Genomic DNA, 25,311 nt, shown 5'->3' on the forward strand with positions numbered 1-25,311 from the left:
AACGTTTAAAAAAGGGGCCTTCCTAATGAGGATGGCCCCTTTTTAGGGAAGTTATTTATGGAGCGGTGGGACAACCAACCAACCCTTTTCTTTATTTAATCGTAAAATTTTAGAACCTGCCTGCGTTTTATTCATATGGAATTTGCCGAATAGCATCGCTATATCTTCTCTGGTTGATTGACCAATAGCTTGGCTGCAGGCTACGAGCCCTTGAGCAACGTTCATAGAGATAGCTGCACTGATTTCAGGGTCATTTAGTTTAGCTCCTACAGGGATATCTTCACTATTAGCGATAGAACGCTCTGGAGGAGATGGAGGAAGGACCACTCCATTCATTTTCAGTACTTCTTCAATTTCTTCGCTTTCCTGCTTAATCCCTTGTACAAGCTCTTCAAGAATTCTTTTTAGGTCTCTATCACCGGCATGATTGTACATCGTCTGATAATTCGCATCATACCCTTTTGCTGCAGAAAGGTAGCTCCACAGGCTGAATACTTCACCGTAATGTAGTGGTTCTTTTTGTTGGTTATCGCTAAGTATACCCATTGTTTCATCTCCTTTTATTGTAAATACATCTGGTATTATTTGCACGAGCATAGATATTATCCCTTTTTATTTGATTTTTTTACGTCCTGGTAGTGATCTAATGATTAGGGAATATCATAGTCGTTAGGTGGGAGGGGAGCGGATATGATCATCTTCAATATAACAAAACAAGCAGGATTTCTATCCTGGTTGTCGATTTAAGCATTGATCTCTGCCTTTCTGTACCGATGGCTTAATATACCTTGTTAACAGATCCCGTGATATAGGGCCGACTACTAGTAATTGCGCAGGAAGAGCTACGATGATATTGAGTCCGACAGTTTTAAGGTACGCTGTAAAGATAGAACCATCGATGCCCGCTGTTATCGACGTTAAAATAACTCCATACGCCGACATAATTAAAACCATCATTGGTACCATACAGAAGGCAAGGGCTATATTCACATGGATTTCTTTTGATATTGTAGGGAAGGGATAATACCAGTTTGCGTGCTTGAGGTTCCACGACTGACTCTGCAATAAAGGCGACAATAAATGTGATTAACCATCCCAAAACACATGAAAAGTCCAAAAATAATTCCTTCCCTTTTATTACTAGGCAATGAAAGCATCCTTTCTTAAGACATAGATGTTATTTTATCGCCTTAAAATCTTTTTCATAAGTGACAGCTCTGTGACATTTATGCCAAATCTTACAAGTTCGGATTCCAAAAATACCATCTTGAAATTCGCTCCCTTCATTTCATGTATTGGAAAACTATACATAAGCGCGTATCATGAGCCTTTTCTTATAACAACTTTTTGGACAGGGGGTACACCCCAAGACTTTGTAGGATGAGCGATATTAAGACCGTCGTAAAGGATAAGGATAATAGAAGTTCGTTTCCATCCGCATGAGAAGCTTGAAAACTTAGGATTAAAAATACGGACATGCTCCCCTTTAGACCAGACCAAGTAATGATGGTCGATTCCCTCCAGGAAATTCTCTTCCTCCACTTATGAAAAATACTCGTCGTACCTGTGATAATAATAAATCGAACGATCATTGATAGTACAAATACAATGAATGCAAATCCTAATATAGAAACTTGTAAATATTGGACAGCTTCTATACCTATCAATAAAAACAACAAGGAGAGAGCAGAACTTTCTATGATACTCCAGAACCCATCTAGAGATTCCTTGAAGTGATTTTCTTTAATGGTTCGTCCATATTCAAAAGAAAGCATGAGTCCTGCAAAAACGGTGGCCAGGACACCTGAAACGCCTATGCCTTCCGCTATATTAAAAATGCCGTAGGCTAGCACAATGCTTAACATCACCTGGTACTCTTTGTTGTGTGTATAGTGAACGCCTTTACTCATTAACCACCCGAAAGCGATCCCGAGAGCGGTACCTCCTAAGGATACAAGTAAAAACTCACTCAGAAAGGAGGAGACTGAGAAATCTTGTTGGTTTGTATATAATCCCAGAAGCACAGAAAAAATGACGATACTTGTCCCATCATTTATTAAGGATTCTCCTTCTACCACATCAGCGATTTTCTCATCTCCTGTTGATTTTTTGAGAATAGAAACAACAGAGACGGGATCCGTCGGCGTTAGAATTGAAGCCAACAATAATCCACCGATTAAAGATAAAGAAAGGAAAGGCCCGCTCATTGTGTAGATGACCACACCCAGGATTCCTACGGTTAATAAAATCCCTGCAGTTGCCAAAAATAGGATAATCCCTATATGTTTTTTGAATTGGTTCGGTGGAAACCTGTAAGCCGAAACAAATAATAATGGTGGTAGAAAGATGTGGTAAATCATATGTTCTGTAACATGAATGGAAGAAAAGTAAGGAATGAAAGACATACCAATCCCAAGGAACACAAGAATGGTTGGAACAGGGATATTTTCTTGTTTCTTATCTAGAGTGAAGATCAAATATCCAATAAATAATAATAGAATCCCATGAGTAACTGACAATGACATCGATCTCCCTTCTTGTAAAATTCTACGTATGGTTCATGATTATCCTTTTGTGGAAACGAATAAACTTACAAAAGGAATCCTATATTCAAGCCAATCTGTTCTCATAAGTCTCTCGTATCCATATTCCTTATATATAGGGAAGGATGTTATAACGATTTTTTGTGAAAGCTTTTCACAAGAGCTATGTCCATGGAATCGAGTCGAATCCAGATCACACATGTCTTTCCTGATCTTATGATAGGGAAGTAGAACGGAGAGAAGGGGAAGGCACAAAGAGATGGTATTCAATTAAAAAAAGCCGGTCTTAGTTAAAAGACCAGCCTTTAAGGATTTACTCTCCAAAAGCTTCTGGAAGCATCTTAAAGCCATCAACTTCTGCATCTTCTTCTACTTCAATCATTATGCAGCGTTTCCCTTTATAATTGACCTGTCTTACATACTGAAGGTCCTGAGGGCTGATGGAAATATTGGCAATTTTTGTGTTGATTTTTATGGATTTCGATTTGAACTTTGGTACGATACTGCTTGCTTTCAACTCATATCCTTCATTGTCTGTAACTTGTTGAAAAGCGTGTTTCACTTTTTCTGATTCGACTTGCTCGCCGCTCTGGTTCAACACACGTTCGACATCTCTGTAATCAAGCTTAGGCGGTTCATCTTCTTCGTTCTCCTCGACGACTCGGTTGATCTCCCCGTATACATTCGCAAGCGTAGAAGGGCTGAGCTGATCACCGACTACATCACGGATGACTTCTTCGAAAACGGCTTTATCTTCTTTAGCGGTCATGATCTCTTCGCCGTTCAGCACCTCTTCGATAAAGCGGTAGTCGGGTTCATTCGCTTTCCCTGCAGCATAGAGGATGTGGTTCACATCAGAGGTGCCTTCTGTAATACATGGGAAGAGGAACCCGGTGATCGGGTTTTTAAGATCAATAACTGGATCAACTTCAATTTTATACTTGAACTCTTTCTCTACGTAATCGAATTGAATTTCCTTTTTAGGTTCTTCTGTTTTATTGATGCTGCAGAGAAGGAAGGGGTTAGAGTAAACGGCATCCCGTTCACTTTCTTCCGCTTCCTCATTCCGGCGTTTTGTTGGTTTTAAATACTCGGCACGGATGAACGTGATAACGACATCCTTCTCATACGGATGATCATGGATGATTTTTTCTGTCATCCGCAGCATTTCAGCCTTCCAGTCCTCAACGTCGCTGCTTAATAATCCCTTATGTAAGATGAGCTGGCTGTTATCCTCTGCCTCGCGCTGAAACTTTAGTTCAAATAACTTTTCATCCAGTTGACCTGTCAGTAGTTTCTTGAAATTATTCATAAAAAGCTCTTGCTGATCTTTATCCAGCATCTCGAACGGCTGGCTTTGATGGTGATAAATGTCTGTTGATTCTTTCATTATATAGACATTGAAAATATCAGAAATTCTCATTAATTCGTTCTCCACTTTTAACTGTCTCCGGATACCGGCGATGTCTTTTTTGTCCATTAATCGTTCACTCCTAAATGATCTAGCGTTCTATGCTGTTTCTATTTTAACATTGATTATCACTTATTGAGGGAAGGGATCCTTTCAATAAAAGAGGATGCAGGCAAAGGAAAAGGATTCCTTCACTTGGAAGAAATCCTCATTTTATTAGTTATCCTGTTTGGCTTTTTTGGATTTTCTGGCTCGTTTTGCTTCTTCCTTGTGTGCCTTGTTGGCGGCAGCACTTCCAAATTCCCCAGAAAACTCTGTGTCTGCTTTTTTAGGATCAAATCCTTTTTTGTTCTTTTGTTCTGCATCATGTTTCTTCGTTCTTTTTGCCATGAACATCCACCTCCCTTCCTTATGTAGTATGAAACAGCCCATAATTTCTCATGTAATGAAAAGGCGAAAATCCTCTAGAATCCACAGATTATCGAGGGTATAATAAATAGTAGAGAACCAAGATAAAAATAGGTGGAAGAGGCAAAGGCTTTCTTCCATCTATTTTTTCTTTGGATGTGAACGAAAGGAAAGAGGACACGACCATGGATTTTTTTGAACGAATGAAACATCAAACAGGCGTCTGTCTGAATGATGTGCAACAACAGGCAGTGATGCATACCGATGGCCCTCTGCTCGTACTTGCGTCGCCAGGGGCAGGGAAAACAACAACACTGAATATGAAAATTGGCTATCTTCTGATGGAGGAAAAAATAAGTCCCGATCGGATCATGGCCATTACATTCAGTAAATCATCTGCTCAGGATATGTCAGACCGATTTGATGAGTTCTTTTCTGAATTAATGAATGACAAAGTTCACTTCTCAACGATTCACAGTTTTGCTTTCAAAGTAGTCCGTGAATGGTTGAGAAAGACCAAACAGGATTTCCAGTTAATTGAAGGGAATCTTAACGGGGAAGAACTAAAAAAGGGCTGGGATGGTCCTGACATTCCTCTCCATAAAAAGTTCATTTTGAAAAAGCTCTATGAGGATACGAATCGATCCCAGATTACGGATGACGAAATGGATGAACTAATGACGTATATTAGCTTTGTGAAAAATCGAATGGTTGAAGGGAAAGAGTTGGAACAAGTCCGTTGTAATGTAAAACAAGCTTCTTCGATTTACCTAGAGTATGAACGGTTCAAGGAAAATCATCAGGGGAAACTTTTATTGGACTTTGATGATATGCTTACTTACTGTCACCAAATTTTATTAGATGATAAGGAAATCCTATCTAAATACCAACGGCAATTTGAGTATATATTGACAGATGAAAGTCAAGATAATTCCATTGTCCAACATGAAATTGTCGAACAGCTGGCTAAACCACAGAACAATCTGTGCGTGGTCGCAGATGATGATCAGTCTATTTTTATGTGGCGGGGCTCAGATGTAACGAAACTGCTACAGTTTGAGAAGACGTATCCAGGCGGTACAGTAATCACGATGTCTCAAAACTATCGTTCGTCTCAAGAAATTGTTAAAGCTTCCAACCAATTTATTAAGCGGAATAAGAATCGCTATGCGAAAGAAATGTTCACAGAGAATCCGTCTCACAAGCCGGTTGAAATTACCTCTTTACGAAATTACGAAGAACAATTGTCGTATGTGATAGAAGAAATAAGCAAAGCTGGACCAGAAGAAGAAGTGGCCATTCTATATAGAAATAATTCCTCTGCTGTTCCGCTTGCGGACAAGTTGGACAAAGCAGGAATCCGTTTTTATATGAAGGATATTGATGCAAAGTTTTTCAAGCATTGGATTGTCGAAGATATTCTGAACTTTATGCGCTTTTCCTATAATGACCGCCGGGTAGATATCCTTGAACGAATCCATACGAAATTCAATGCTTATATTTCCAAAAAGCAAGTAGCCTTTTTGAGAAAGAGGGATGGCCAAGCTTCTGTGTTTGATACCTTAGCGAATCTAGACTTGCCGGACTATCAGCATAAAAACATTAAGCAAGCAAAGAAACGATTCAAAGAAATCAATGAAATGGAGCCTGCAAAAGCGATACGGACAATTCGCGAAAATTTGGGATATGACCATGCGCTTAATAAAATGTCTGAGAAATTCGGTTTTAACGCCGAACATCTCATGAGTATTCTCGATACACTTGAAGAAATAGCAGAAGGGTTAGGGTCACTAAAGGGGTTTGCCGATCGGTTAAAAGATCTGGAGTCGCTTATACAAACCTCAAAATTCAATAGACATAAGAGTTCACTCACTTTAACCACTTTCCATAGTGCTAAAGGGTTGGAATATGACAGGGTGTATATGGTCGATTTGATCAATGGTATCATCCCGTCGAAGGATGATATGGAAACTTATCGGAATAAAAATACCGCTCCAATGGAAGAAGCGGTCCGACTTTTTTATGTGGGAATGACAAGAGCGAGAAAAAAACTTGAACTATTGACGTATCACTATAAAGGGAAAGAACGAGTAAGCGAATCCATTTTTGTAATGAATATGAGGAGAATCGTCCAGCCTGCAGGAGGATCTACTGGGAAAAAACGCAAACGCTCCTCACCTGATTTATCGGATGAGAGCCTTCTGACTCTTGAGGAGATTGAGCTTGGTAAAGAGGTGGTCCATCGTACATTTGGTCCAGGGGTTGTGAAGGAATATGGCGGGGATCAAATTGGGATTCAGTTTGCGGAAGCAGGTTACAAAGAGCTGTTACTGGAGGTTTGTATCGCTAATGGTTTGCTCCAGAAACAGACAGAAAAAGTGTAAAAATGGCATGTCAGTCTCTTAGGAGGGGCTGACTATTTTGTTATAGGGCAAATTATGGATCATGTGCAAATGGGTAACATCCAAATTTATCGCCACTTAACAGCTTAGGAGGTATTTGATACTCGAGGGTTACGGAGATGAGCGAGAATGTAAAAAAAGACTGTCGAGATTTTCTCAACAGTCTGTAGCTCCGTTCCTGCCCACCGGACCGCGGAACTGGACAGCGCAAATTTTGGATGAAGGAGCTAGGCGAACCTTCCTACAATGGCTCTTACTGCTCCAAACATCTTGGCAGGGAGTCTTCCGAATAATGGCTATTTATTTGACTACCCTTTTGGATAATATTGAGCGACCAAAAACTATGCTTCGACGGCCTTTCTTTTTCCGTGAAGAATGCGCTCAATCATAGCTTGATCCATATTAAGTCGGGTATGACCGTTCCTTCTTAAAAGATCGTGTGTGTTTGAATCATCAAAATGAAGGTTTTTATTCCAATAAGGACGGAAAACGCTCATCGGGGCATTAAACATCTGCTCTTCTTTCGTTAATTCCCCATCATAATCGGAAGGAACCATCTCGATATTCGGAAAGGCAAGTTTCTCTTTGATCATTTCGAATAACATGCGATTGGTAGGGGGATTCGGATTAGTAATGTGATAGATGGACGCTGGGTGATTGGTTTTTAAAGCTGCGATCAGGACTTTTACCACATAATCAACAGGAACAAAGTTTTGGCTCGTTTCTTCTCTACATAAAAATTTATACGTTCGGTTTTGGAGTTCACTTTTGCGGGACGTGCGTCTTTTAAGGATTTCAAGACCCCGGATTACCCCATATAAAGCAAAGCTTGTATCGGCTTCCCCTGTTTTAGAGTCCCCAATGATGATAGATGGTCGGAAGATTTTGGTGTTAAATCCTCCATCAAAATGGCTTACGAGGTGTTCCGCGTGGCATTTACTTTCTTCATAGCCGTTCACGAACGGCTGATCTGTTGGGTGGAGCTGCTCGGTCGCATGTCTTTTCAGGCCAAGCGTGTATGCGGTACTTATATAATAAAAGGCAGAGGCCCGGATTTGTTTTGCCAACTCCAGGATATGCTTGGTCCCGTCCAAATTAACTTTGAAGGTTTTCTCTCGCTCGTTCTCATCGAAAGAGAGGTAAGCAGCGCTATGATAAACGGCATGGATCTTGCCTTTCAAAAGAAGGAGCGAATCTTCATTAACGCCTGCTAGCTCTTTGGAAAGGTCACCTTCGATGGTATGGAGGTTTTGTTTTGTCTCTGTTGCCACTTCCTCCATCAGATTTGTTCCTTTACGGTTATCTCTTACCATTGCATAAACGTGATGGCCTTCGCTCAGCAACTTTAACGTCAATTGTTTCCCTAAAAAACCTGTTGCTCCTGTGATTAAAATATTCATGTTGTCTAGCTCCTCTGGTGTTTTTTGATATATAGATAAATCTTTAAAGAGATTAGAATTTTAAGCCTATTATTCATTGTGGATTAAGGATAACACATCAGCAACCGGAATGATGTGAATAATATGTGAGAAGGAGTCCACTTCTCCTAGACTGGTTGTTCGGTAACAATGGAGTAGGGATGTAAAAGAAAGTGAACTTTTGGGCTTATCAGAGAAGAAGTGGTATAGACTGAAAAAAAGAAAGAAGGAAGGTATGTTGGGAAGAAAGCTAGTGGAGCAGGGAAGAATCTTAATTGTATAGATAATGAAAAAATGAAGGCCTCCCCTTTATATGGTAGCCTTCATTTTTATTGTATTGGCTAGAGGCTTAAATGGAGCCCCTTATATTGAAGGGATTTCTATCTAAGCTTTTGTTCATCTTTTTGATACAGTGGTTTGCTTCGCACGGACGTTTTTGGCTGCTTCTACCATATGATTTAATGCCGGCAGGACTTCCTCTTTCGTCCGGGTCTTCAATCCACAATCTGGGTTGACCCAAAATTGACGAGCCTTTAACACTTTCAATGCACGTGTAATGCTTTGTTCCATTTCCAGGATGCTCGGGATTCTAGGGCTGTGAATATCGTAAACCCCAAGTCCGATTTCTTTATCATATCCAAATGTCTCAAAGTCTGCGATCAGTTCTCCATGGCTGCGGGCCGCTTCGATAGATATTACGTCTGCGTCCAATTGATCAATGGTATCAATGATTTCTCCGAATTCCGAATAGCACATATGTGTATGGACTTGTGTATCGTTTTTAACCCCTGACGTAGCCAATTTAAAAGCATAAACAGCGTCATCAAGATAGCTTTGCTGTTTCTCCTTTTTCAATGGCAGCCCCTCACGCAAAGCGGGTTCGTCCACTTGTAACATGCGGATGCCATTCTCTTCGAGGGCTGACAGTTCCTTTTTCAAGGCAAGGGCTATTTGAGTGGTCACTTTAGCTGGTTCAATGTCATTTCGGACGAATGACCAATTCAAAATAGTCACAGGGCCTGTGAGCATGCCTTTGATGGGTTTGTTTGTCAACGATTGGGCAAAGGCACTCTCTTTTATGGTCATCGGCGCTTTCCAAGCGACATCCCCATAGATAATCGGAGGTTTCACACAGCGTGAACCATATGATTGGACCCAGGCGAATTGGGTGAACGTGAAGCCATCAAGCTTCTCACCAAAGTACTCGACCATATCATTTCTTTCAAACTCCCCGTGAACGAGGACATCAAGTCCAAGGGCTTCTTGGTGATGAATCCAAGCCGCTGTTCTCTCTTCAATGAATGCTTCATATTTCTCAGGAGTCCACTCTCCTTTACGAAAACTTGCCCGAGCCTTACGGATATCCGTGGTTTGAGGAAGGCTGCCGATCGTTGTCGTCGGCAATAAAGGCAATTGAAATGTTTCCTCCTGGAGCTTTTGGCGTTCAGAAAAAGGCAGGGCGCGTGAGGGTTGTTTCCCTGACCATGCAGATAATTCTTCTTGAACAATCGGATTCGTTCTCCCGGTGACTTGTTTAAATTGTTTCCATGTGCTTTGTTGTTTATCTATGGCTGAGGCGATAGCTTCTCTCCCTTCATTCACGCCTTTCTTTAGGAGAGCTACTTCCTCTATTTTTTGATCGGCAAAGGCTAAAGCGTTCTTCAGTTCAGGGGCAAGCCTTTCTTCTGTTTCCGTGGTGACAGGGACGTGTAACAAACTACAGGAAGGCTGGAGGATAAGTTGTTCATCTTTGATGTGTTTTCTAAGTGTATCTATGGTTTCCAATGAATGATTCAAGTCATTTTTCCAAACATTCCGACCGTCAATAATCCCTGCAGCAAGAGTTTTTCCTTCAGGGAACCCGTGTTTTTCTAAAGCATTTATATGGTTGCCCTCGTCATAAATGAAATCGATTCCGATGCCCTCGACAGGAAGAGAAATCACTTGTTCATAATAGTCGATGGATTCAAAGTACGTTTGCAAGAGTAATTTCAAACCTGGTACTTCCCGGGTGATTTTCTTGTACACTTTTTCAAAGTATGCTAGTTCCTTATCCTCAAGGGTTGTACATAGAATGGGTTCATCTATTTGTACCCATTCAGCTCCGGCTTCGGCCAACTCCTTAAGTACGTCTATGTACAAGGGGACTAGGTGATCAAGAAAAGCATCAAAATCCTCATATCCTTTTGCAAGCTTCAAAAATGTAATCGGGCCCAGGAGTACAGGTTTACCGATGATGCCTAATTCATCTTTTGCTTCATTAAAATAGTAGAGCGGGCGGTTCTCGAGCAGCTTTGGCTCTGTATCGATTTCTGGGACGATGTAGTGGTAGTTTGTATTGAACCATTTCGTCATTTCAGAAGCGACCGCTGTTTCGTTGCCACGTGCGATATCGAAATACGTCTGGAGCAAGGACTGGTCTTTTTGCTTGAACCGCTCGGGGATGAGTCCAAACATGACGGCCGTATCCAGAACGTGATCATAGTAGCTGAAATCTCCAACAGGAATCCAATCCAAACCTAAGTCTTTTTGTTTTTGTAGATTTTTCAGGCGGAGCTCTTTCAGTTCGGTTCTCAAAACTTCTTCGGTCTGATTTCCTTTCCAAAAGCGCTCTAGGGATTTCTTCCATTCTCGTTTTTCTCCAATTCTCGGGTATCCAAGAGCAGAACTTTGTACGTGTGTCATCGTCATTCCTCCATTTTCCTTTTTCAATCCAATAAAAAATCCCTCTTGCCTTGAAGAGAGACGACGGAGTGGCACGAGGGAAAACGTAACATTCCCGGTGTGCCGACACGTGTCTATTCCTCGTAGAACGTTGTGCTGCCTCCATAGGCAGGTCTCCTGACTTATGATCAACGCAAACCTGCGCCTTCCCATCCGAGGATAGTGGACATCTTGCAGGCTGCTCCCATATACAGTGGCGGGACCGTGCCGGAATCTCACCGGGCTTCCCTTTTAAGCCGACTTCGAGTGAAGGCGGCACCTATGGAACGACGATATACATTTCAACTAAAAAAGCCTCTCATTGAGGAGAGGCTTAACGTGCGAAGACTCCTCTCATTTTTCAAAGCCATAGCTTTGCTGGAATTAGCACCGCCATCGGATAGATCGGTTGCCGGGTTTCATAGGGCCAGTCCCTCCACCACTCTGAATAAGAGATTGTTATTGGATTGATTAGATGAATCCTAGCATGTGAAATAAAAGGTGTCAAATTGTTTTTTGAATATTGAATCAGGTGGAGTGGCATCCTTGCACGCCATGTGTAGCTTTTGAAGAATGATAACCGTTTATATTCTCTATCTTTGCTAAGAGAGATTTCCCACTATTTAGGAGGATTTTAGGGTTTCTCTAAATGGGAAGTTAAGGTTATTTGCATAAATGTCCCCCTAAAGGGTATGAACATAATAGGATGTTTAAGAACTGGAGGGTGAAAGTTGGATAAGATGAACCGAGGAATCATGACTGCACTATCAGCCATTGGAATTGCACAAGTATTGAAAATCATTACACACAAAAGAGTGTCTGGAGAATGGGATATCAAGCAGGTTGCGACTACAGGAGGGATGCCAAGTTCCCACTCTGCGGGTGTCTCGGCGCTAGCTGCTTATATTGCTGCAAATAAAGGATCGCGTCACACGGAAACGGCACTCGCTGCCATTTTTGGGGTCATTGTCATGTATGACGCACAGGGCATTAGAAGGCATACAGGCGAAATTGCCCAGCTGGTTAATGATCTTGAAGATAATTTTGCAACGATTTCAGGCGATTTCCCGAGTTTTGAGTTTGTAGAACGAGACAAAGAATTAAAAGAACTACTCGGTCATCAGCCGATTGAAGTCCTTGGCGGGGCTCTCTTAGGTGCGGCTTTGGGTTATTTATCTGCCAAGGTTGAAGGATGAAAGTTTTAGGGGTGGATAAAGGTAAAGGGAGGAGGTGATTCGACTAATGGGGAAGGTGCATAACTCTTTCAACCAAGGAAACGGTGACGTATACTCAAGTTCTGGGACAAATATAAGTGAAGTCAAACGTCGCAATGACCAATCAGGTCTCTCTTATAATCAGGTGAAAGAAATGCTGGCAAAGTCCAATCGAACCAACAAATAAGAGAAGGTTTTTGTCGGAAAAAATGCAGGGCTCATGGATGGACCGAACGCTTACAGAAAAGCCAGCCCCCTGTACATGGGGCTGGCTTGTTTTTTTCTGGAATTCGTTCAACTTTTTTTAGTCAGGTCCGCGTGTGGGTTCTTATTAGTGGCCTTTCGGTCTCTTCCTTTAGGGTTGTTTTTCTTTTGGCTTTCTCTGTTTTTACTCATATAGTGGCCTCCTTTAGGGATGGAAACTTTGTTTTTTGATCGTACATCCTTAATTTTACCGTTTTTTCGGGTTCTATGATGGTTTGATCCATTTCATTTATGAATGAATCCGCTACGGATGAAAAGAATAAGGAAAATGCACGGCCCTCCAGTAATGGGAGAATCCAACATGGCTGGAAGGGGAACCCCTTGCAGACAAAAGGAAGGGATTTGCTTATCTGTCGTATTTCTGTGGCTGACTTCAGCCCCTTCCCTTTGGACAAGCGATCTAATTGACAACGGAACCTTCAACCTTTACCATCATAAAAGTATTAAAACATATCAAATTACTAGGCATTAGGAGGTTATTTAATGAAAAAAATAGCTGTGCTTTTATCCATAGGTTTTCTAGCTGTCATTCTTATAGCATGTGGAAGCAGTGACGAAGGTGAGCAGGCTTCTTCAGATGAAGGAGCGGACTCGGATTCTTCTGATCAAACCCTGCTTGAGCAAATTCAGGAAAGCGGGGAATTGGTGATTGGTACAGAGGGAACATACCGTCCATACACCTTCCATGATGAAAATGATAAACTCACAGGGTTCGATGTGGAAATTGCCAGGGAAGTGGCCGAACGTCTTGGCGTAAAACCCGTGTTCAACGAGACCAAATGGGATTCTATGTTTGCCGGTCTCAATGCTAAGCGCTTCGATATGGTTGCCAACCAGGTAGGTATTAACGAGGACCGTCAGAAGAAGTATGCTTTTTCTGATCCGTATATTCAATCCTCTGCTGTGATCGTGACTCATGAAGATAATGATTCTATCCAGGACTTCTCTGACTTAGAAGGTGTAACCACCGCACAATCCATGACAAGTAACTATGCAGACATCGCCCGAGAAAATGGTGCAGAAATTAACAGTGTAGAAGGATTTAATGAATCTATGCAGCTGCTATCGACTAAACGGGTGGAGGCTACAGTTAATGACCGTTTGTCTGTGCTGGATTATTTGAATCAGCGGGATGATGTCCCTGTTAAAATTGCTGTCCGACAGGATGAAGCTTCGAAAAGTGGCCTGTTGTTCCGTCAAGGCAACGATGAATTAGTAAAAGCTGTTAACGAAGCCCTTCAGGAAATGAAGGATGACGGCACATATTCGGAAATTTCAGAGAAGTGGTTTGGTGAAGATGTATCTAAATAATATCTTTACAGACCCTGAAATGCAGGAAAAATATATGGACATCTTAGTGAGCTCTTTTCTCCCTTTGGTGAAAGGGGCTTTCTACTATACGATTCCATTGACGTTGATTACATTTGGCATAGGACTTGTGCTTGCCATCTTTACGGCATTGATGAGGCTTTCCAATTTGAAAACTTTACAATGGATTGCTCGTGTCTATGTCTCGATTATTAGGGGGACGCCCTTACTTGTCCAATTGTTCATTATCTTTTTCGGTCTGCCATCGGTTGGTGTTACGATTAACCCGCTCTATTCAGCTATCATTGGTTTTTCATTGAATATGGGGGCCTACAATTCAGAAATTATTCGGGCAGCGATTTTGTCGATTCCGAAAGGGCAGTGGGAAGCCTCGCACTCGATTGGAATGACGAATTTACAAGCTTTACGAAGAGTCGTCCTGCCTCAGGCAACGAGGGTCTCTATTCCACCCTTGTCCAACTCATTTATAGGTTTAATCAAGGATACTTCATTGGCATCAACCATCACGTACACAGAGATGTTCCGTAATGCCCAGGAGATTGCCGCTAACAATTATGAATTTCTTCTTGTATATACAGAAGCTGCGGCGATTTATTGGGTGATTTGTATCGGTCTCTCGTTTGTCCAGGATCGTGTGGAAAACAGGTTAGACCAATATGTCGCGAAATAGGAGGGTGCCCATGATTACTGTGAAAAACCTCAATAAATATTTTGGAGATTTACACGTATTAAAAAATATTAATATGGACGTCAATCGGGGAGAAGTGGTCGTCGTTATCGGTCCCTCGGGATCTGGAAAAACAACGTTGCTCAGGTCACTGAATATTTTGGAGACTCCTGAAGAAGGAGAAATCACGATTGGAAAACAATCCGTTGATTTTTCTAAACCTTTGAAAAAGGCACAGGCTGTCGACTTCAGAAAACAGACAGGAATGGTGTTTCAGAATCATAACCTGTTCCCACATTTCACGGCACTGGAAAATGTGATGGAAGGCCCTGTTACTGTACAGAAGGTCTCCAAAGCAAAAGCACGGGAAAGAGCAGCTGATATTTTAACGAAAGTAGGGCTTGGTGAGAAACTAGATACTTACCCGCATCAGCTCTCAGGCGGCCAGCAGCAGCGTGTGGGCATAGCCCGAGCATTGGCTACGGGTGTGGAAGTCATATTATTTGATGAACCGACTTCTGCTTTGGATCCTGAACTTGTTGGTGATGTCCTTGATGTTATGAAAGAGCTTGCGGAGGAAGGGATGACGATGGTTGTTGTCACCCATGAAATGAGCTTTGCCGAGGAAGTGGCCGACAGGGTCATTTTTATGGATCAAGGAAAAATTGTCGAGGAAGGGAAGCCGGAGCAGATTTTCCACCATACCAATGAACCGCGTACCCAGCAATTTTTGAACCGGATAAGGAAATAAAGGCAGGCTTTCTAGCATGGTGGGTTCAAAATAAGGGAAAAAATGATGACAAGCTAACACTATACCAAAAACGCTTGGGGTATTTTTAAAGTACCCCAAGCGTTTTTATTTTCTATTAGCCTGAGGTTAGGAATGGTGAATTTATACTTTCTAATGGGCGCGCATGTCTTGCGTGGATTTTTTTTCTTTACAAATCTTGCTGTTGGCTGAGCTAACAATAACTCTATCCAAAAGGCTATCCCGAATTTTCTAAACCAACGGGAAAGAAATTTTGAAAAGGTTCCAGACTTATTTGTTTTGAACCAACCCAAGACCCTATGATGGTGAGAAGAATGGATAAGATCGACAATCAACAAAATATTTAATGAAACTCTGGCATGAAAGCCATCTGTTTTTCCTGCCCATTTAGGTATCACTTTGCTGATTAATGGCCACGCGCCTTACTAGCAATACAACAGTGATCCACATAAACGGAAGGATCATCAGTGTATCCAAATAATTTTTTTGCTGAAGCCACGTTCCATCCCCATAATAAGCGGGGCAATTGTGTTTACGGAAATGATTGAAACAATCAATAAAAATAGTATACCTTCTTTGTGATTTTGAGGCAGTCTGTCTTCCTTATACATAGGTTTGCCTCCGAAAAATTAATATTTAAGATGGTAGATGTATCATAAAGACATATTTTTTTGGTTCATACCAACATCTCTGCACACTGATGTAAATAGTTTACATTCTGTACGAATAAATGGGTGGAAAAAACCTCTCTCATTCTCTTAAAACCAATCCAGAATTTGTTTGAATATTCTTTACTTTATGATCATAAACTCCTAAACTGTGAATATACAAGTATTTTCCATTACCTATGTTGGAGGAAAAACGATGAAAACAGTAGAGCGTGTGAAAATTGTAGAATATGAAAAAGGCTATGCAGCTGGAATAGCAAAGATGTGGAATGAGAGTCGTGAGAATTGGGGCGGCGATGCAGTGGTTATGACAGAAGAAGATGTTTTAGAGAAGGAAGCGAAGTCTGTAAATCTCCACTTGTTCCTCGCTGTAGTTGAAGCCGAGGTTGTCGGGTATTGCGGCCTTTCGGAATATAAGGAAGATACATGGGCTCTTTATATTCCACTTTTGAATGTCCATCCCGATTACCAAGGATTGAAAATCGGAAAAAAATTGCTGCTTCAAGCGATTGATAAAACGGTGGAATATGGGTGGCCGCGACTTGATCTTTTTACATGGCCGGGAAATATAAAGGCGGTTCCGTTATATAAAAAATGTGGCTTCTTTTGGGAGGAGCGGGATGATACGACTCATTTGATGAACTTTATGCCGCAAGTGCTTCAAATCTCTGCTTTACGACCTTTTTTCGAAAAGCATGATTGGTATTCTACGAGTGTGAGACCAATGGAAATTACACCAGATGGAAGAAAAGAGAAAGGGTTTACCTTCTATGAATATCGTTGGGAAGCGGGTGAGGAATATGTGAGAGTCCAGTTTGAACGGACTGGCCGTGGTATGCGGCTAATTGAAACTCAGGACTGGTGCGCGGAAATGGAAGTCCCTGAATTTAAACTCTTGGAAAATAAAGACTATCCAGTTAAGTATAAAGTTGAGAATTATACGAATGATCCTTTTGAAGTGTCCTTGTCCGGGAAATCATCCCTGCTTGTAGATGAAGATTTGAGAAAAGAAGAGCTTGTAGAAAACAGCTGGAATACTGAATCGATCATACAAGTACATTTACCTGAACATGAACCGAACCCATGGAAAACACATCCTGTGATCGGATCTGACCTTATTCTTGACGGCCATAAACTGCCGATGAGTACCGGTGTTTTTCCTACTCAAGCGGGAAAAGTGGATATTCGTTCTGTTCAAAAGTATTGGCGGCCGGGTCAGGAAGGGGCTCTCTATTTAGATGTGGAAAGCCGGATGGAGGAAAAATCGACTTGGATCATTCAATTACCGAAGCAGGAAGTAGTGGAATGGGCGGAGCCTTTGCTTAAGGTAGTTGTAGACTGTAAAAGCCGTTTAACGATCCCTCTTTCGGTCGAGTTACTGAAAAATGGCTCCTTAAATGATGTAATCTCCGTGGAGGCATGGACAGAGGATGGCCGATCCTTTTCCTTTCAAACAAAGCTTACCCTTGCCTTTCCTGGATTTGGTGGGAAGTTTGGCGGTGAAACGGATAAGGAATGGTATGGTTACAATGGACCTTATTTTGTGATGATCGAAAAACGTAATCACAAAGTATCCATTGGCTCCGTTCGGTCGAAGGAAGACCCTTTCATTCTCATGACACCAAAAATCGGACAACCGTTCAGTGAAGAATTTTCGAAAAAAACAGCGTCGAGCGTTGAATATATGGAGTTGGCGGAATCATTCATGCTTAAAACATCCCTTGAATCCGAAGCTTTCCCGGGGGCTTTATTGAATAGTTATTACACCATCTATGGGGATGGACTTATTGAAATCCGCCAGGAACTGATCAATAGTGGACAGAAGGATTATAAAGACCTTTATTTGCTCCAGCCTATTTTTCCTAAATATAAGGCGCTGGCTATACCAGAGAAAGACGGGGTCATGATAGGGACGGAGGCGCTGATCCCTTATACGGAATATATACGTGATAAGGATATTTCAGAACGATGGTTTTTTACTACGAACCGTAAAGGGGAGACTTTCGGGGTTGCTTGGCCAAAAGAGGCTGTCGGTCGGAAAGATGACTGGCGTTTTGCTTTAGAATACAAGGTGGATGATCTTTTACAAGGACAAAGAAACATCCTTGGCCCCATTCAAGTTGGCGTAAATGTGTCTCCCGACTGGTCCGTTTGGCGTGAAATGATCTTAGGAGATGTGGAGACACTTCCTGAGAAACCGTTATTTGAGATGGTAGCTGAAGGAGGAATCGTATCTCAAGCAGGTAGAGAAGTTATTCATTCCTTCCGTTCTTTATTGACGCCGCATCTATACGGAGAGTTAATTGTTCACCATAATGGTCATACGTTGGTAAAAGAAGCGAAACAAGAGGAGGAAGTAACAGCTCTTGATATGCCGATCGTTCACGACCGGCCAGGGCTTGCTGTTCTTTCTGGGTCATTTCATTCGGATGGCCGACAAGCCGACTTTATGACTTATCAATTCGTTCAGGGAAAAGAAGAGGTGAGGGTCAGGAAGGAAGGGGATTGTTGGACTGTCGATAACGGTGTGCTTACATTTAGTGCATCCTCTTCCTATTTTCCAGGGATTTATTCTATGAAATATCAAGGTCGTGAATTTCTGCATCATCAATACCCTATAGCTGGACCCAAGAGCTGGTGGAATCCATGGGGAGGAGGGATCCGCTATGCCCTTGAGGGGGTAAGTCCTTTTTCCATGATGAAAGAAGAAACGGTTGTTGGACCTGTCACTAAACTGGATCAGGAAGGAAATGCTTGGAAAGGCATTTGCTTGACAACAAAGTTCGATGTCCATGAGGAAATGAAAGGCGTGACGTTGAAGCAGTATGCGTTGACATTGCCTGAGGTGCCGGCAGCAGCCATCTTTGCAGAGGTTGACCAGCGAGCTACTCGTACGTTTACTGGTGAAAAACTAGCCCTGGAAGCGTTTTTTAAACCAAGTGATACATTATCCTCCTGTTATGCATGTATTCCTACAGAAGGCCTTTTTCATACGTATTATGCAGGGGTTGAGGAGTACGAACTTGAATCTAATGATTCCGTTGTCGTTGGTTCAGATGACAAGAAGGAACATTTACTTTTCGTACAATCACAAAGTAAAAAACGAGCCGAATGGTACATGAACAAGGAAGTTTTTCTACTTGAGACTATTCATGAGTGGTCAGCTTCATCTGGGAAGGTAGCTGCAGTTGAGCCGGCTTTCTTAATAATTGGAGATCATCAGCGACCATGGAAACATCATCCATTCCATAGGATTTCGTTTAAGGGGAAATAGGATGAAAATCATTGATGCTCATATTCATTTTTCAGACATCAAAAGCTTTAGAGATACAGGACGCGACCTCTCGCGTGTGGATTATTCCAGTGAGGGACTCAGGAAAGAGATGGAGGATGGTAATGTAGTTTTTGCAGTCGGGATGGGGGTAACCGAGAGAGAAGAAGGTTTCCCGGATCAGTTTGTTCAAACACCTATGGGGCTGGATTTGGACAGAAATCTTCCTGCAATGGTGGGGGTGTGTGCTGGGATTAACCCTTTTGACTTGGATCAGGAGGCTTTGGGTCGGTTAGAAACGGAGCTTCAAAAGGCGGAGGTCGTTGGGGTGAAAATTTACCTCGGCTATTATCCGTTTTCTGCTTCTGATGATATCTATCAATCCGTTTATGACCTTGCCGCACAATATAAAATCCCAGTTATATTTCATACGGGAGATACGTATTCGGAAAGAGGATTATTGAAATATTCCCACCCGCTAACCTTAGATGAGGTGGCCGTTACTAGGCGTGATATTACTTTTTTGATGGCACACCTCGGGGATCCATGGGTGCTGACAGGAGCAGAAGTTGTTTATAAAAACTGGAATATGTACGCTGATTTATCAGGCTGGCTTGTTGGAACGAAAAAAGAACTAACAGCAAGGCTTGTAGATAACCACTTTGATCATGTCCGTCATGCGCTTACTTATTGTGATCATTATGATAAGTTATTGTTTGGTTCAGATTGGCCGCTCGTACCTATAAAGGATTATGCGGAATTTATAGGGGAGCTTATCCCTTCCAAACATGTGGAGGAGGTCTTCTATAAAAATGCATGTCATGTTTTTCCGAAAATCAAACAACTATGAGAAGAGAAGCTCAATTCCTTAGCAAGGAGCTGGCTTCTCTTTTATTTTTTCATGGAGGATGAATAATATATCGAATGGAATGGTTAGATAAACGTTTTCTTATATACGTCGGTTAAAACAGAAAAGAGGGGAACACTTATGATAGGGTAGAAACAACAACTGATGCGAAAAAGGAGATTTTTATGACTACAGAAAAAGGATGGAACTTACAAAACAGCTACACGGAACTTCCTGATTCATTTTATACGAAAACGAATCCAACGGATGTAGAGAAGCCTGAACTTGTTCTTTATAATGAGGGACTTGCAAAAAAACTGGGATTAGGCGCTAATCATGACCCGGGCATTTTCGGAGGTCGTACACTGCCGGAAGGAGCGGAACCCATTGCTCAAGCATATGCCGGCCACCAGTTTGGTCACTTTACAATGCTTGGAGACGGGCGTGCTGTGCTGCTAGGAGAACAAGTAACGCCTGGGGGAAAACGGTTTGATATCCAGTTGAAGGGGATAGGGCGTACACCTTTTTCCCGTGGAGGGGATGGACGAGCGACGCTTGGTCCAATGCTTCGGGAATATATTATCAGTGAAGCGATGCATGGCTTAGGTATTCCGACAAATCGAAGTCTCGCCGTCGCGTTGACGGGGGAGTATGTCCAAAGAGAGGACTTACTTCCAGGCGCTGTACTGACCCGAGTGGCTTCCAGTCATTTGCGTATCGGTACGTTTCAATATGCAGCTGGTCTTCAGGATCACGATCAATTGAAAGCTCTTGCCGATTACGCCATTGAACGGCATTATCCAGAGGTTCGTGATTCCTCTCATCCTTATTTGGCCTTTTTCGAAAAAGTAATTGAACAACAAGCCGCTCTGATTGCTCAGTGGCAGCTCGTCGGTTTCATTCATGGCGTAATGAATACAGACAATATGACGATAAGCGGGGAAACGATTGATTATGGTCCGTGTGCCTTTATGGATACGTATGATCCGGAAACTGTGTTCAGCTCGATTGATAGGCAAGGACGCTATGCGTATATGAACCAGCCACCAATCGGGGCCTGGAACTTAGCTCGCTTTGCGGAAACTCTTTTGCCGCTCTTCGATGAAAATCAAGAAAAGGCTGTGGAATTAGCTCAAGAAGCTCATGCCAAATATGAAAAGATCTATTATTCTCAATGGTTGGAGGGCATGCGGAAGAAATTAGGGATGATGACGGAAGAAGCCCAGGATGAGCCATTGATTGATGATTTACTTGAGATAATGAAGAACAATAAAGCGGATTATACACAAACTTTTCGGGCTTTGACTTTAGGCCGGCCAGATAAAACAACCATGTATGGGAAATCGGCATTTACAAACTGGCACAAACAATGGAAAGCCCGTTTAGAGCGTCAGAAAACCAGTGAAAATGATGTCCGGGATTTAATGAAGCAATCGAACCCTTCTATCATTCCACGGAATCACCGAGTAGAGGAAGCGCTTGAAGCCGCGGTAGAAAATGGTGATTATCAATTGGTCGAAAAGCTTCTTTCTGTCTTAGCCGACCCTTATGCATATTCCAAAGAGCAAGAAGTATATGCAGAACTGCCTGATCCCTCTACCCAACCCTATCGCACTTTTTGCGGTACGTAAGGAATAGTCGTGTCATTTCATACAGAGGTTGTAGTTCAAGTGTTCTTGAATGGAGAGTTTTGACAGGGGACTATGGTCTAATTATAATAGTATGTATAGCAACTATTTAGGGAGATTAAATATGAATTTAAGTTTTCAAGATTATATCAGCATTAAACTGCATCAGACGGATTTAAAGCTTACTAGTTATATTAAGTCCCAACTCCATCCATACAACCTTGCACCAGAACAGAATCTAATCATGATGCTCTTATGGGAAAAGGATGGTTTGAATCAAAATCAGCTTGCCCAATACCTGGGGAAGGATAAGACAAATATTGCCCGGATGGCTTCTAATCTCGAGAGTAAAGGATTTATTAAGCGAAACTTTTGTACAGAAGACCGTCGTTCGTTGGAACTTTATCTGACAGAGAAAGGGCAAGAGCTAAAGGAACAGGTGGTCCCTGTAGCAGAATCGTTTAATGAAAAGGTGACAGAAGGAATTTCAAAGGATGAACTATTAGAATTTGACCGGCTCCTCACGAAAATGCAGAACAATATTGAAGGGTGAGGGCCTTCTTTTTTGTAGGTAGTATGTATAGCAACTAAATGGAAGGGTGGTTAATGTGGCAAGCTTTCAAAGAGAAGTGAAGGACCAATGGTATGTGCAATATCAGGAGATGGGGTTCCCGGCCATTCAGAAGGGTTGGGTACTTCCGGCAGATCGATGGCGTGATTTCGACCCATTCATCCTGATGGCAGAGGATTGGTTCAAAAAGGGTACATTTCCAGATCACCCTCATCGTGGGTTCCAAACGATCACTTATGTCGTAGATGGTCGTCTGGAACATATTGATAATGGGGGTGGACGTGATATTCTTGAACCGGGCGATGTCCAGTATATGAATGCCGGTTGGGCGGCACGGCACGCAGAAGATGGTGTGGAAGACGACATTGCTCATACGCTGCAGTTATGGTTGAATCTTCCGAAAGGCAAGAAAAATTCCGAAACGATTTATCAGAATGTATATGGAGAAGAAGCACCTGTGGTTCCTTTTGAGGGAGGAAAGGTAAAAGTGTTCTCTGGAAACATAGCTGGGGTGATAGGGCCGCTTGATTCCATTGTTCCGATCACGCTTAGTGAAATAACTTTGTCTGATGGGTCAGCATTTACTTTGGAGTTACCTGAAAGCCACAACGCTTTTATGTATGTCCTTGCTGGAGAAGTGGTGGCAGGTGAAAATGAAGTGAATATAAAAAAACATGGGGTTGGTACGCTTTCTTTCAATGAAGAAGGAGATGGAGATAGCGAGTTGAGCCTTAAATCCAAGAAACGTCGGACGAAAGTGCTCGTTTATTCCGGCGCCCCGATTCGTGAGGAAATTGTACCGCATGGTCCATTTGTTATGAATACGATGGAAGAAATTAAACAGGCTTATGATGATTTTCGGAGAGGGAAATTTGGACCTCCAGCGGTTTAATAAAGAAAACGATTGGCAGGAGTCATAGCTTGTAGAGATACGTTTCTCTACAAGCTTTTTTGTACACGGGGAAGGGTAGCGCATTTACTTTCTTGAGATTTTTATTTTCATACGTCGCTTATTCTGGGAAGGAAGTTTACCACTCATCATCTGCTGAAAAAATAAACGGCTCTTACATCCATCTCTTGGAGGAAAAATTATCATTTAGATGCTTGTCTTCATCTGTCAGACTTGAAAGAAGGCACATCGAAATCAAAGGGATTTGCTTTGGAATCGAAACAGTTAAAGTGGGTGGGAAAGCAAAAGATTCACTTCTAAACACCGCCTATGATGCGGTTTGGCAGTTTACAGATGGAAAACCGCAAACGACTGACGAAGAGGTGGAAGTGATCATTAAAATGGCTAGCTTTTCTGCCTTGATTATGGGTTGTGTTTCACTGGAGAGTTTATGAAGAAGCGGGGCACTATGAGCGATGGGCGTACGCTTCACCTTTTTCAATATCCGGTTCAACCAGAGTGTTGGACATTTTTCTAAACAGGAAACAGATCTCCTCCTCATCCATATCTATATAGTATCGAGGTATAGGTGGGATTAAGGTGATGAGTAAGGAACATTTGTTACGAGCCGCGAACGATTTTAATAAGGGGTCATTTAATAAATTATTCGAGGCTTTCCGGGTGAAATATGAAATTACAGGGGAAATGGCAGGAAACATTTATCTTTTTGCGCTTTCGTATGAAGAATTAATATCCATCGCTGATTTTATGGATAAAACGATCTATGCCTTGGAGTTAAAGGGAAAGCTTTCTATTCTTAAATTTGAAGAACAATTGAAAGTTAAATATCCCGGTGTGGAACTTAAGCAGCTGCTCCCTGTCTATTTTGGGGATGGTTACGTTCAAAAGTCTTCATAGGGGGAGGCCATGGATTGACGCTGATTTCTGTTCATAGATATCCCCTCCATCGGGGTTTACAATAGGGGGATAGTCGTAAAGCGTTGTTAAATAGTAAAAGGAGATACTTATTTATCTGTAGAAAGAACATTGGAGCTTGACGCAATTTGGAAAAGCGTATATAATGATAATTAATTATTCTTGTTCGGTTAGGAATGAAAGCTGAAGTAACTTGAAAGTGACTTTCGACTTGAATGAATAGGCAGAGCAATTATAGTAATACAATGTGGATGTTTAATCCACGCAGGAGGTAACAATATGTTACAAGGTACAGTTAAATGGTTCAACGCAGAAAAAGGTTTCGGTTTTATTGAAGTAGAAGGACAAGACGATGTCTTTGTACACTTCTCTGCTATTCAAGGCGAAGGATTCAAAACTCTAGAAGAAAATGAACAAGTTACTTTTGAAGTTGTTGAAGGTGACCGTGGCCCACAAGCGGCTAACGTCCAAAAATAAGTAGGATAAAAAGACTTCCGAATCGTTCGGAAGTCTTTTTTGTCGAGAAATTTTAAAAGGAGTAACTTTTCATAATAGGTGACATACGACTCCGGTGCCTATCCTCTTGAGGTCCTATGCTTGTCTGCGGGGAGCCAGTTGTTTTTATGTTTTTTCCTACAAAAAAGTGTAAATCCTAATCATGTAGAAAAGCCAGACTCTTACTAAAGGAAGAGTCTGGCTTTTGTGCTTGACGGAATTTCTAGGCTTACTTATTGAAGGGAGAGATCAATATGGTTATTTTTTGACAATAAGTGATGAATTTCCCGGGAAATAGCACCAAGAATTGACAAGGTGTTTAAGAAGCATGAATTCTGTTAAAAGTATACTAGTGAAAAGGATGGTGTATATGACAAAACCAAAGACATATCAGGATCGTTTAAAGAATCTGAATCCTCGTAAAGCAGTAGAACGTGGTCGTAACCACTTCTCTGAAAAGGAATACAAGGAAAAACTGCGTCAGTATGGCAGTCGAATAGGAACAAAAGTGGTTTATTATAGTCTCTTGCTTTATTATGCATTCCAACATCCTGAAACACCGAAAAAAGCGAAATGGACGATAGCAGGAGCGCTAGGTTATTTGATTTTACCCGTGGATCTCATCCCCGATTTCATTCCTGTGGTCGGTTTTACCGATGATAGTGTCGTCATTATTTATGCTGTCTATCAGGTGATCTCTCATGTTGATGACACTGTGAAAGCTCAGGCGAAAGAAAAGCTATTAAAAATATTTGAAGGTCAAGTAGATATAGAAGAGTTAGAAGAGCTTTTAGAAATAGAGGAAAAAGCAAGGAATCCTGAGCATTAGGTTTCCTTGCTTTTTTAGTGATCTAAACACTTGAAAGTGGCAACGGTCA

General features: G+C 41.8%; 23 protein-coding genes and 2 riboswitches. Of the genes, 15 read left to right on the forward strand and 8 right to left on the reverse strand.

Annotated elements, in window-relative coordinates; all coding sequences use genetic code 11:
- Positions 1–51: 51 nt before the first annotated feature.
- The 5 genes from BLW54_RS11830 to BLW54_RS20730 form a co-directional block, all read right to left on the reverse strand.
- The gene (locus BLW54_RS11830) at positions 52–546 is read right to left on the reverse strand and encodes a DUF3231 family protein (RefSeq protein WP_083391529.1); all 495 of its coding nucleotides are present in this window, start codon (positions 544–546) and stop codon (positions 52–54) included.
- 180 nt (positions 547–726) lie between these two features.
- Positions 727–942 (reverse strand): DUF2798 domain-containing protein, encoded by a 216-nt coding sequence (locus tag BLW54_RS20970; RefSeq protein WP_244153509.1) that lies wholly within the window; start codon positions 940–942, stop codon positions 727–729.
- Positions 943–1,334: 392 nt separating this feature from the next.
- On the reverse strand, positions 1,335–2,525 hold the full coding sequence (locus BLW54_RS11840) for a cation:proton antiporter (RefSeq protein ID WP_074734872.1): 1,191 nt from the start codon (positions 2,523–2,525) through the stop codon (positions 1,335–1,337).
- A gap of 331 nt (positions 2,526–2,856) precedes the next feature.
- Complete coding sequence (locus BLW54_RS11845) at positions 2,857–4,023, reverse strand: DUF4317 domain-containing protein (RefSeq protein WP_074734874.1); 1,167 nt, start codon at positions 4,021–4,023, stop codon at positions 2,857–2,859.
- Between the two features lie 147 nt (positions 4,024–4,170).
- Positions 4,171–4,344 carry a hypothetical protein gene (locus BLW54_RS20730; protein ID WP_167358812.1) on the reverse strand — a complete coding sequence of 58 codons (174 nt, stop codon included), beginning with the start codon at positions 4,342–4,344 and terminating at the stop codon, positions 4,171–4,173.
- Positions 4,345–4,547: 203 nt separating this feature from the next.
- Here BLW54_RS20730 and BLW54_RS11850 point away from each other — a divergent pair, with 203 nt between their 5' ends.
- The gene (locus BLW54_RS11850; RefSeq protein ID WP_074734877.1) at positions 4,548–6,746 is read left to right on the forward strand and encodes an ATP-dependent helicase; all 2,199 of its coding nucleotides are present in this window, start codon (positions 4,548–4,550) and stop codon (positions 6,744–6,746) included.
- Between the two features lie 359 nt (positions 6,747–7,105).
- Here the strand turns inward: BLW54_RS11850 and BLW54_RS11855 are convergent, their stop codons facing one another.
- Positions 7,106–8,164, reverse strand: a complete 1,059-nt coding sequence (locus BLW54_RS11855) for an SDR family oxidoreductase (RefSeq protein ID WP_074734880.1) — start codon at positions 8,162–8,164, stop codon at positions 7,106–7,108.
- Positions 8,165–8,578: 414 nt separating this feature from the next.
- Complete coding sequence (gene metE / locus BLW54_RS11860) at positions 8,579–10,867, reverse strand: 5-methyltetrahydropteroyltriglutamate--homocysteine S-methyltransferase (RefSeq protein WP_074734882.1); 2,289 nt, start codon at positions 10,865–10,867, stop codon at positions 8,579–8,581.
- 129 nt (positions 10,868–10,996) lie between these two features.
- Positions 10,997–11,184: riboswitch (cobalamin riboswitch) on the reverse strand.
- A 52-nt stretch (positions 11,185–11,236) separates the two neighbouring features.
- Positions 11,237–11,340, reverse strand: a riboswitch (SAM riboswitch).
- 276 nt (positions 11,341–11,616) lie between these two features.
- Between metE and BLW54_RS11865 the strand changes: the two genes are divergently transcribed.
- From BLW54_RS11865 to BLW54_RS11885, 5 genes are all read left to right on the forward strand, one after another.
- Complete coding sequence (locus tag BLW54_RS11865; RefSeq protein WP_035508383.1) at positions 11,617–12,081, forward strand: divergent PAP2 family protein; 465 nt, start codon at positions 11,617–11,619, stop codon at positions 12,079–12,081.
- Positions 12,082–12,127: 46 nt separating this feature from the next.
- Positions 12,128–12,286, forward strand: coding sequence for a hypothetical protein (locus BLW54_RS20735; RefSeq protein WP_167358813.1), 159 nt, complete (start codon positions 12,128–12,130; stop codon positions 12,284–12,286).
- 560 nt (positions 12,287–12,846) lie between these two features.
- Complete coding sequence (locus tag BLW54_RS11875; RefSeq protein ID WP_074734885.1) at positions 12,847–13,674, forward strand: amino acid ABC transporter substrate-binding protein; 828 nt, start codon at positions 12,847–12,849, stop codon at positions 13,672–13,674.
- The gene (locus tag BLW54_RS11880) at positions 13,661–14,362 is read left to right on the forward strand and encodes an amino acid ABC transporter permease (RefSeq protein WP_035508387.1); all 702 of its coding nucleotides are present in this window, start codon (positions 13,661–13,663) and stop codon (positions 14,360–14,362) included. Before BLW54_RS11875 ends, BLW54_RS11880 begins: the two co-directional genes overlap by 14 nt.
- Before the next feature lie 10 nt (positions 14,363–14,372).
- Positions 14,373–15,110: an amino acid ABC transporter ATP-binding protein gene (locus tag BLW54_RS11885; protein ID WP_074734887.1), complete on the forward strand. Its 738-nt coding sequence runs from the start codon at positions 14,373–14,375 to the stop codon at positions 15,108–15,110.
- Positions 15,111–15,592: 482 nt separating this feature from the next.
- Here the strand turns inward: BLW54_RS11885 and BLW54_RS20975 are convergent, their stop codons facing one another.
- Positions 15,593–15,739, reverse strand: coding sequence for a hypothetical protein (locus BLW54_RS20975; RefSeq protein WP_244153510.1), 147 nt, complete (start codon positions 15,737–15,739; stop codon positions 15,593–15,595).
- A gap of 253 nt (positions 15,740–15,992) precedes the next feature.
- Between BLW54_RS20975 and BLW54_RS11895 the strand changes: the two genes are divergently transcribed.
- From BLW54_RS11895 to BLW54_RS11935, 9 genes are all read left to right on the forward strand, one after another.
- Positions 15,993–19,070: a GNAT family N-acetyltransferase gene (locus BLW54_RS11895; protein WP_074734890.1), complete on the forward strand. Its 3,078-nt coding sequence runs from the start codon at positions 15,993–15,995 to the stop codon at positions 19,068–19,070.
- A 1-nt stretch (position 19,071) separates the two neighbouring features.
- Positions 19,072–19,917, forward strand: coding sequence for an amidohydrolase family protein (locus BLW54_RS11900; RefSeq protein WP_074734893.1), 846 nt, complete (start codon positions 19,072–19,074; stop codon positions 19,915–19,917).
- 182 nt (positions 19,918–20,099) lie between these two features.
- Positions 20,100–21,545, forward strand: coding sequence for a protein adenylyltransferase SelO (locus BLW54_RS11905; RefSeq protein WP_074734896.1), 1,446 nt, complete (start codon positions 20,100–20,102; stop codon positions 21,543–21,545).
- Between the two features lie 121 nt (positions 21,546–21,666).
- Positions 21,667–22,095, forward strand: a complete 429-nt coding sequence (locus BLW54_RS11910; protein WP_035508397.1) for a MarR family winged helix-turn-helix transcriptional regulator — start codon at positions 21,667–21,669, stop codon at positions 22,093–22,095.
- Between the two features lie 109 nt (positions 22,096–22,204).
- Positions 22,205–23,005: a pirin family protein gene (locus BLW54_RS11915; protein ID WP_083391537.1), complete on the forward strand. Its 801-nt coding sequence runs from the start codon at positions 22,205–22,207 to the stop codon at positions 23,003–23,005.
- Between the two features lie 92 nt (positions 23,006–23,097).
- On the forward strand, positions 23,098–23,457 hold the full coding sequence (locus BLW54_RS11920; protein WP_139254181.1) for a hypothetical protein: 360 nt from the start codon (positions 23,098–23,100) through the stop codon (positions 23,455–23,457).
- 148 nt (positions 23,458–23,605) lie between these two features.
- The gene (locus BLW54_RS11925) at positions 23,606–23,920 is read left to right on the forward strand and encodes a hypothetical protein (RefSeq protein WP_139254183.1); all 315 of its coding nucleotides are present in this window, start codon (positions 23,606–23,608) and stop codon (positions 23,918–23,920) included.
- A gap of 297 nt (positions 23,921–24,217) precedes the next feature.
- On the forward strand, positions 24,218–24,415 hold the full coding sequence (locus tag BLW54_RS11930) for a cold-shock protein (protein ID WP_035508406.1): 198 nt from the start codon (positions 24,218–24,220) through the stop codon (positions 24,413–24,415).
- 388 nt (positions 24,416–24,803) lie between these two features.
- Positions 24,804–25,262, forward strand: coding sequence for a YkvA family protein (locus BLW54_RS11935; RefSeq protein ID WP_074734907.1), 459 nt, complete (start codon positions 24,804–24,806; stop codon positions 25,260–25,262).
- Positions 25,263–25,311: the final 49 nt, after the last annotated feature.

Origin of the sequence: Halobacillus karajensis (assembly GCF_900108515.1) — a bacterium.
Taxonomy (GTDB): domain Bacteria; phylum Bacillota; class Bacilli; order Bacillales; family Halobacillaceae; genus Halobacillus; species Halobacillus karajensis.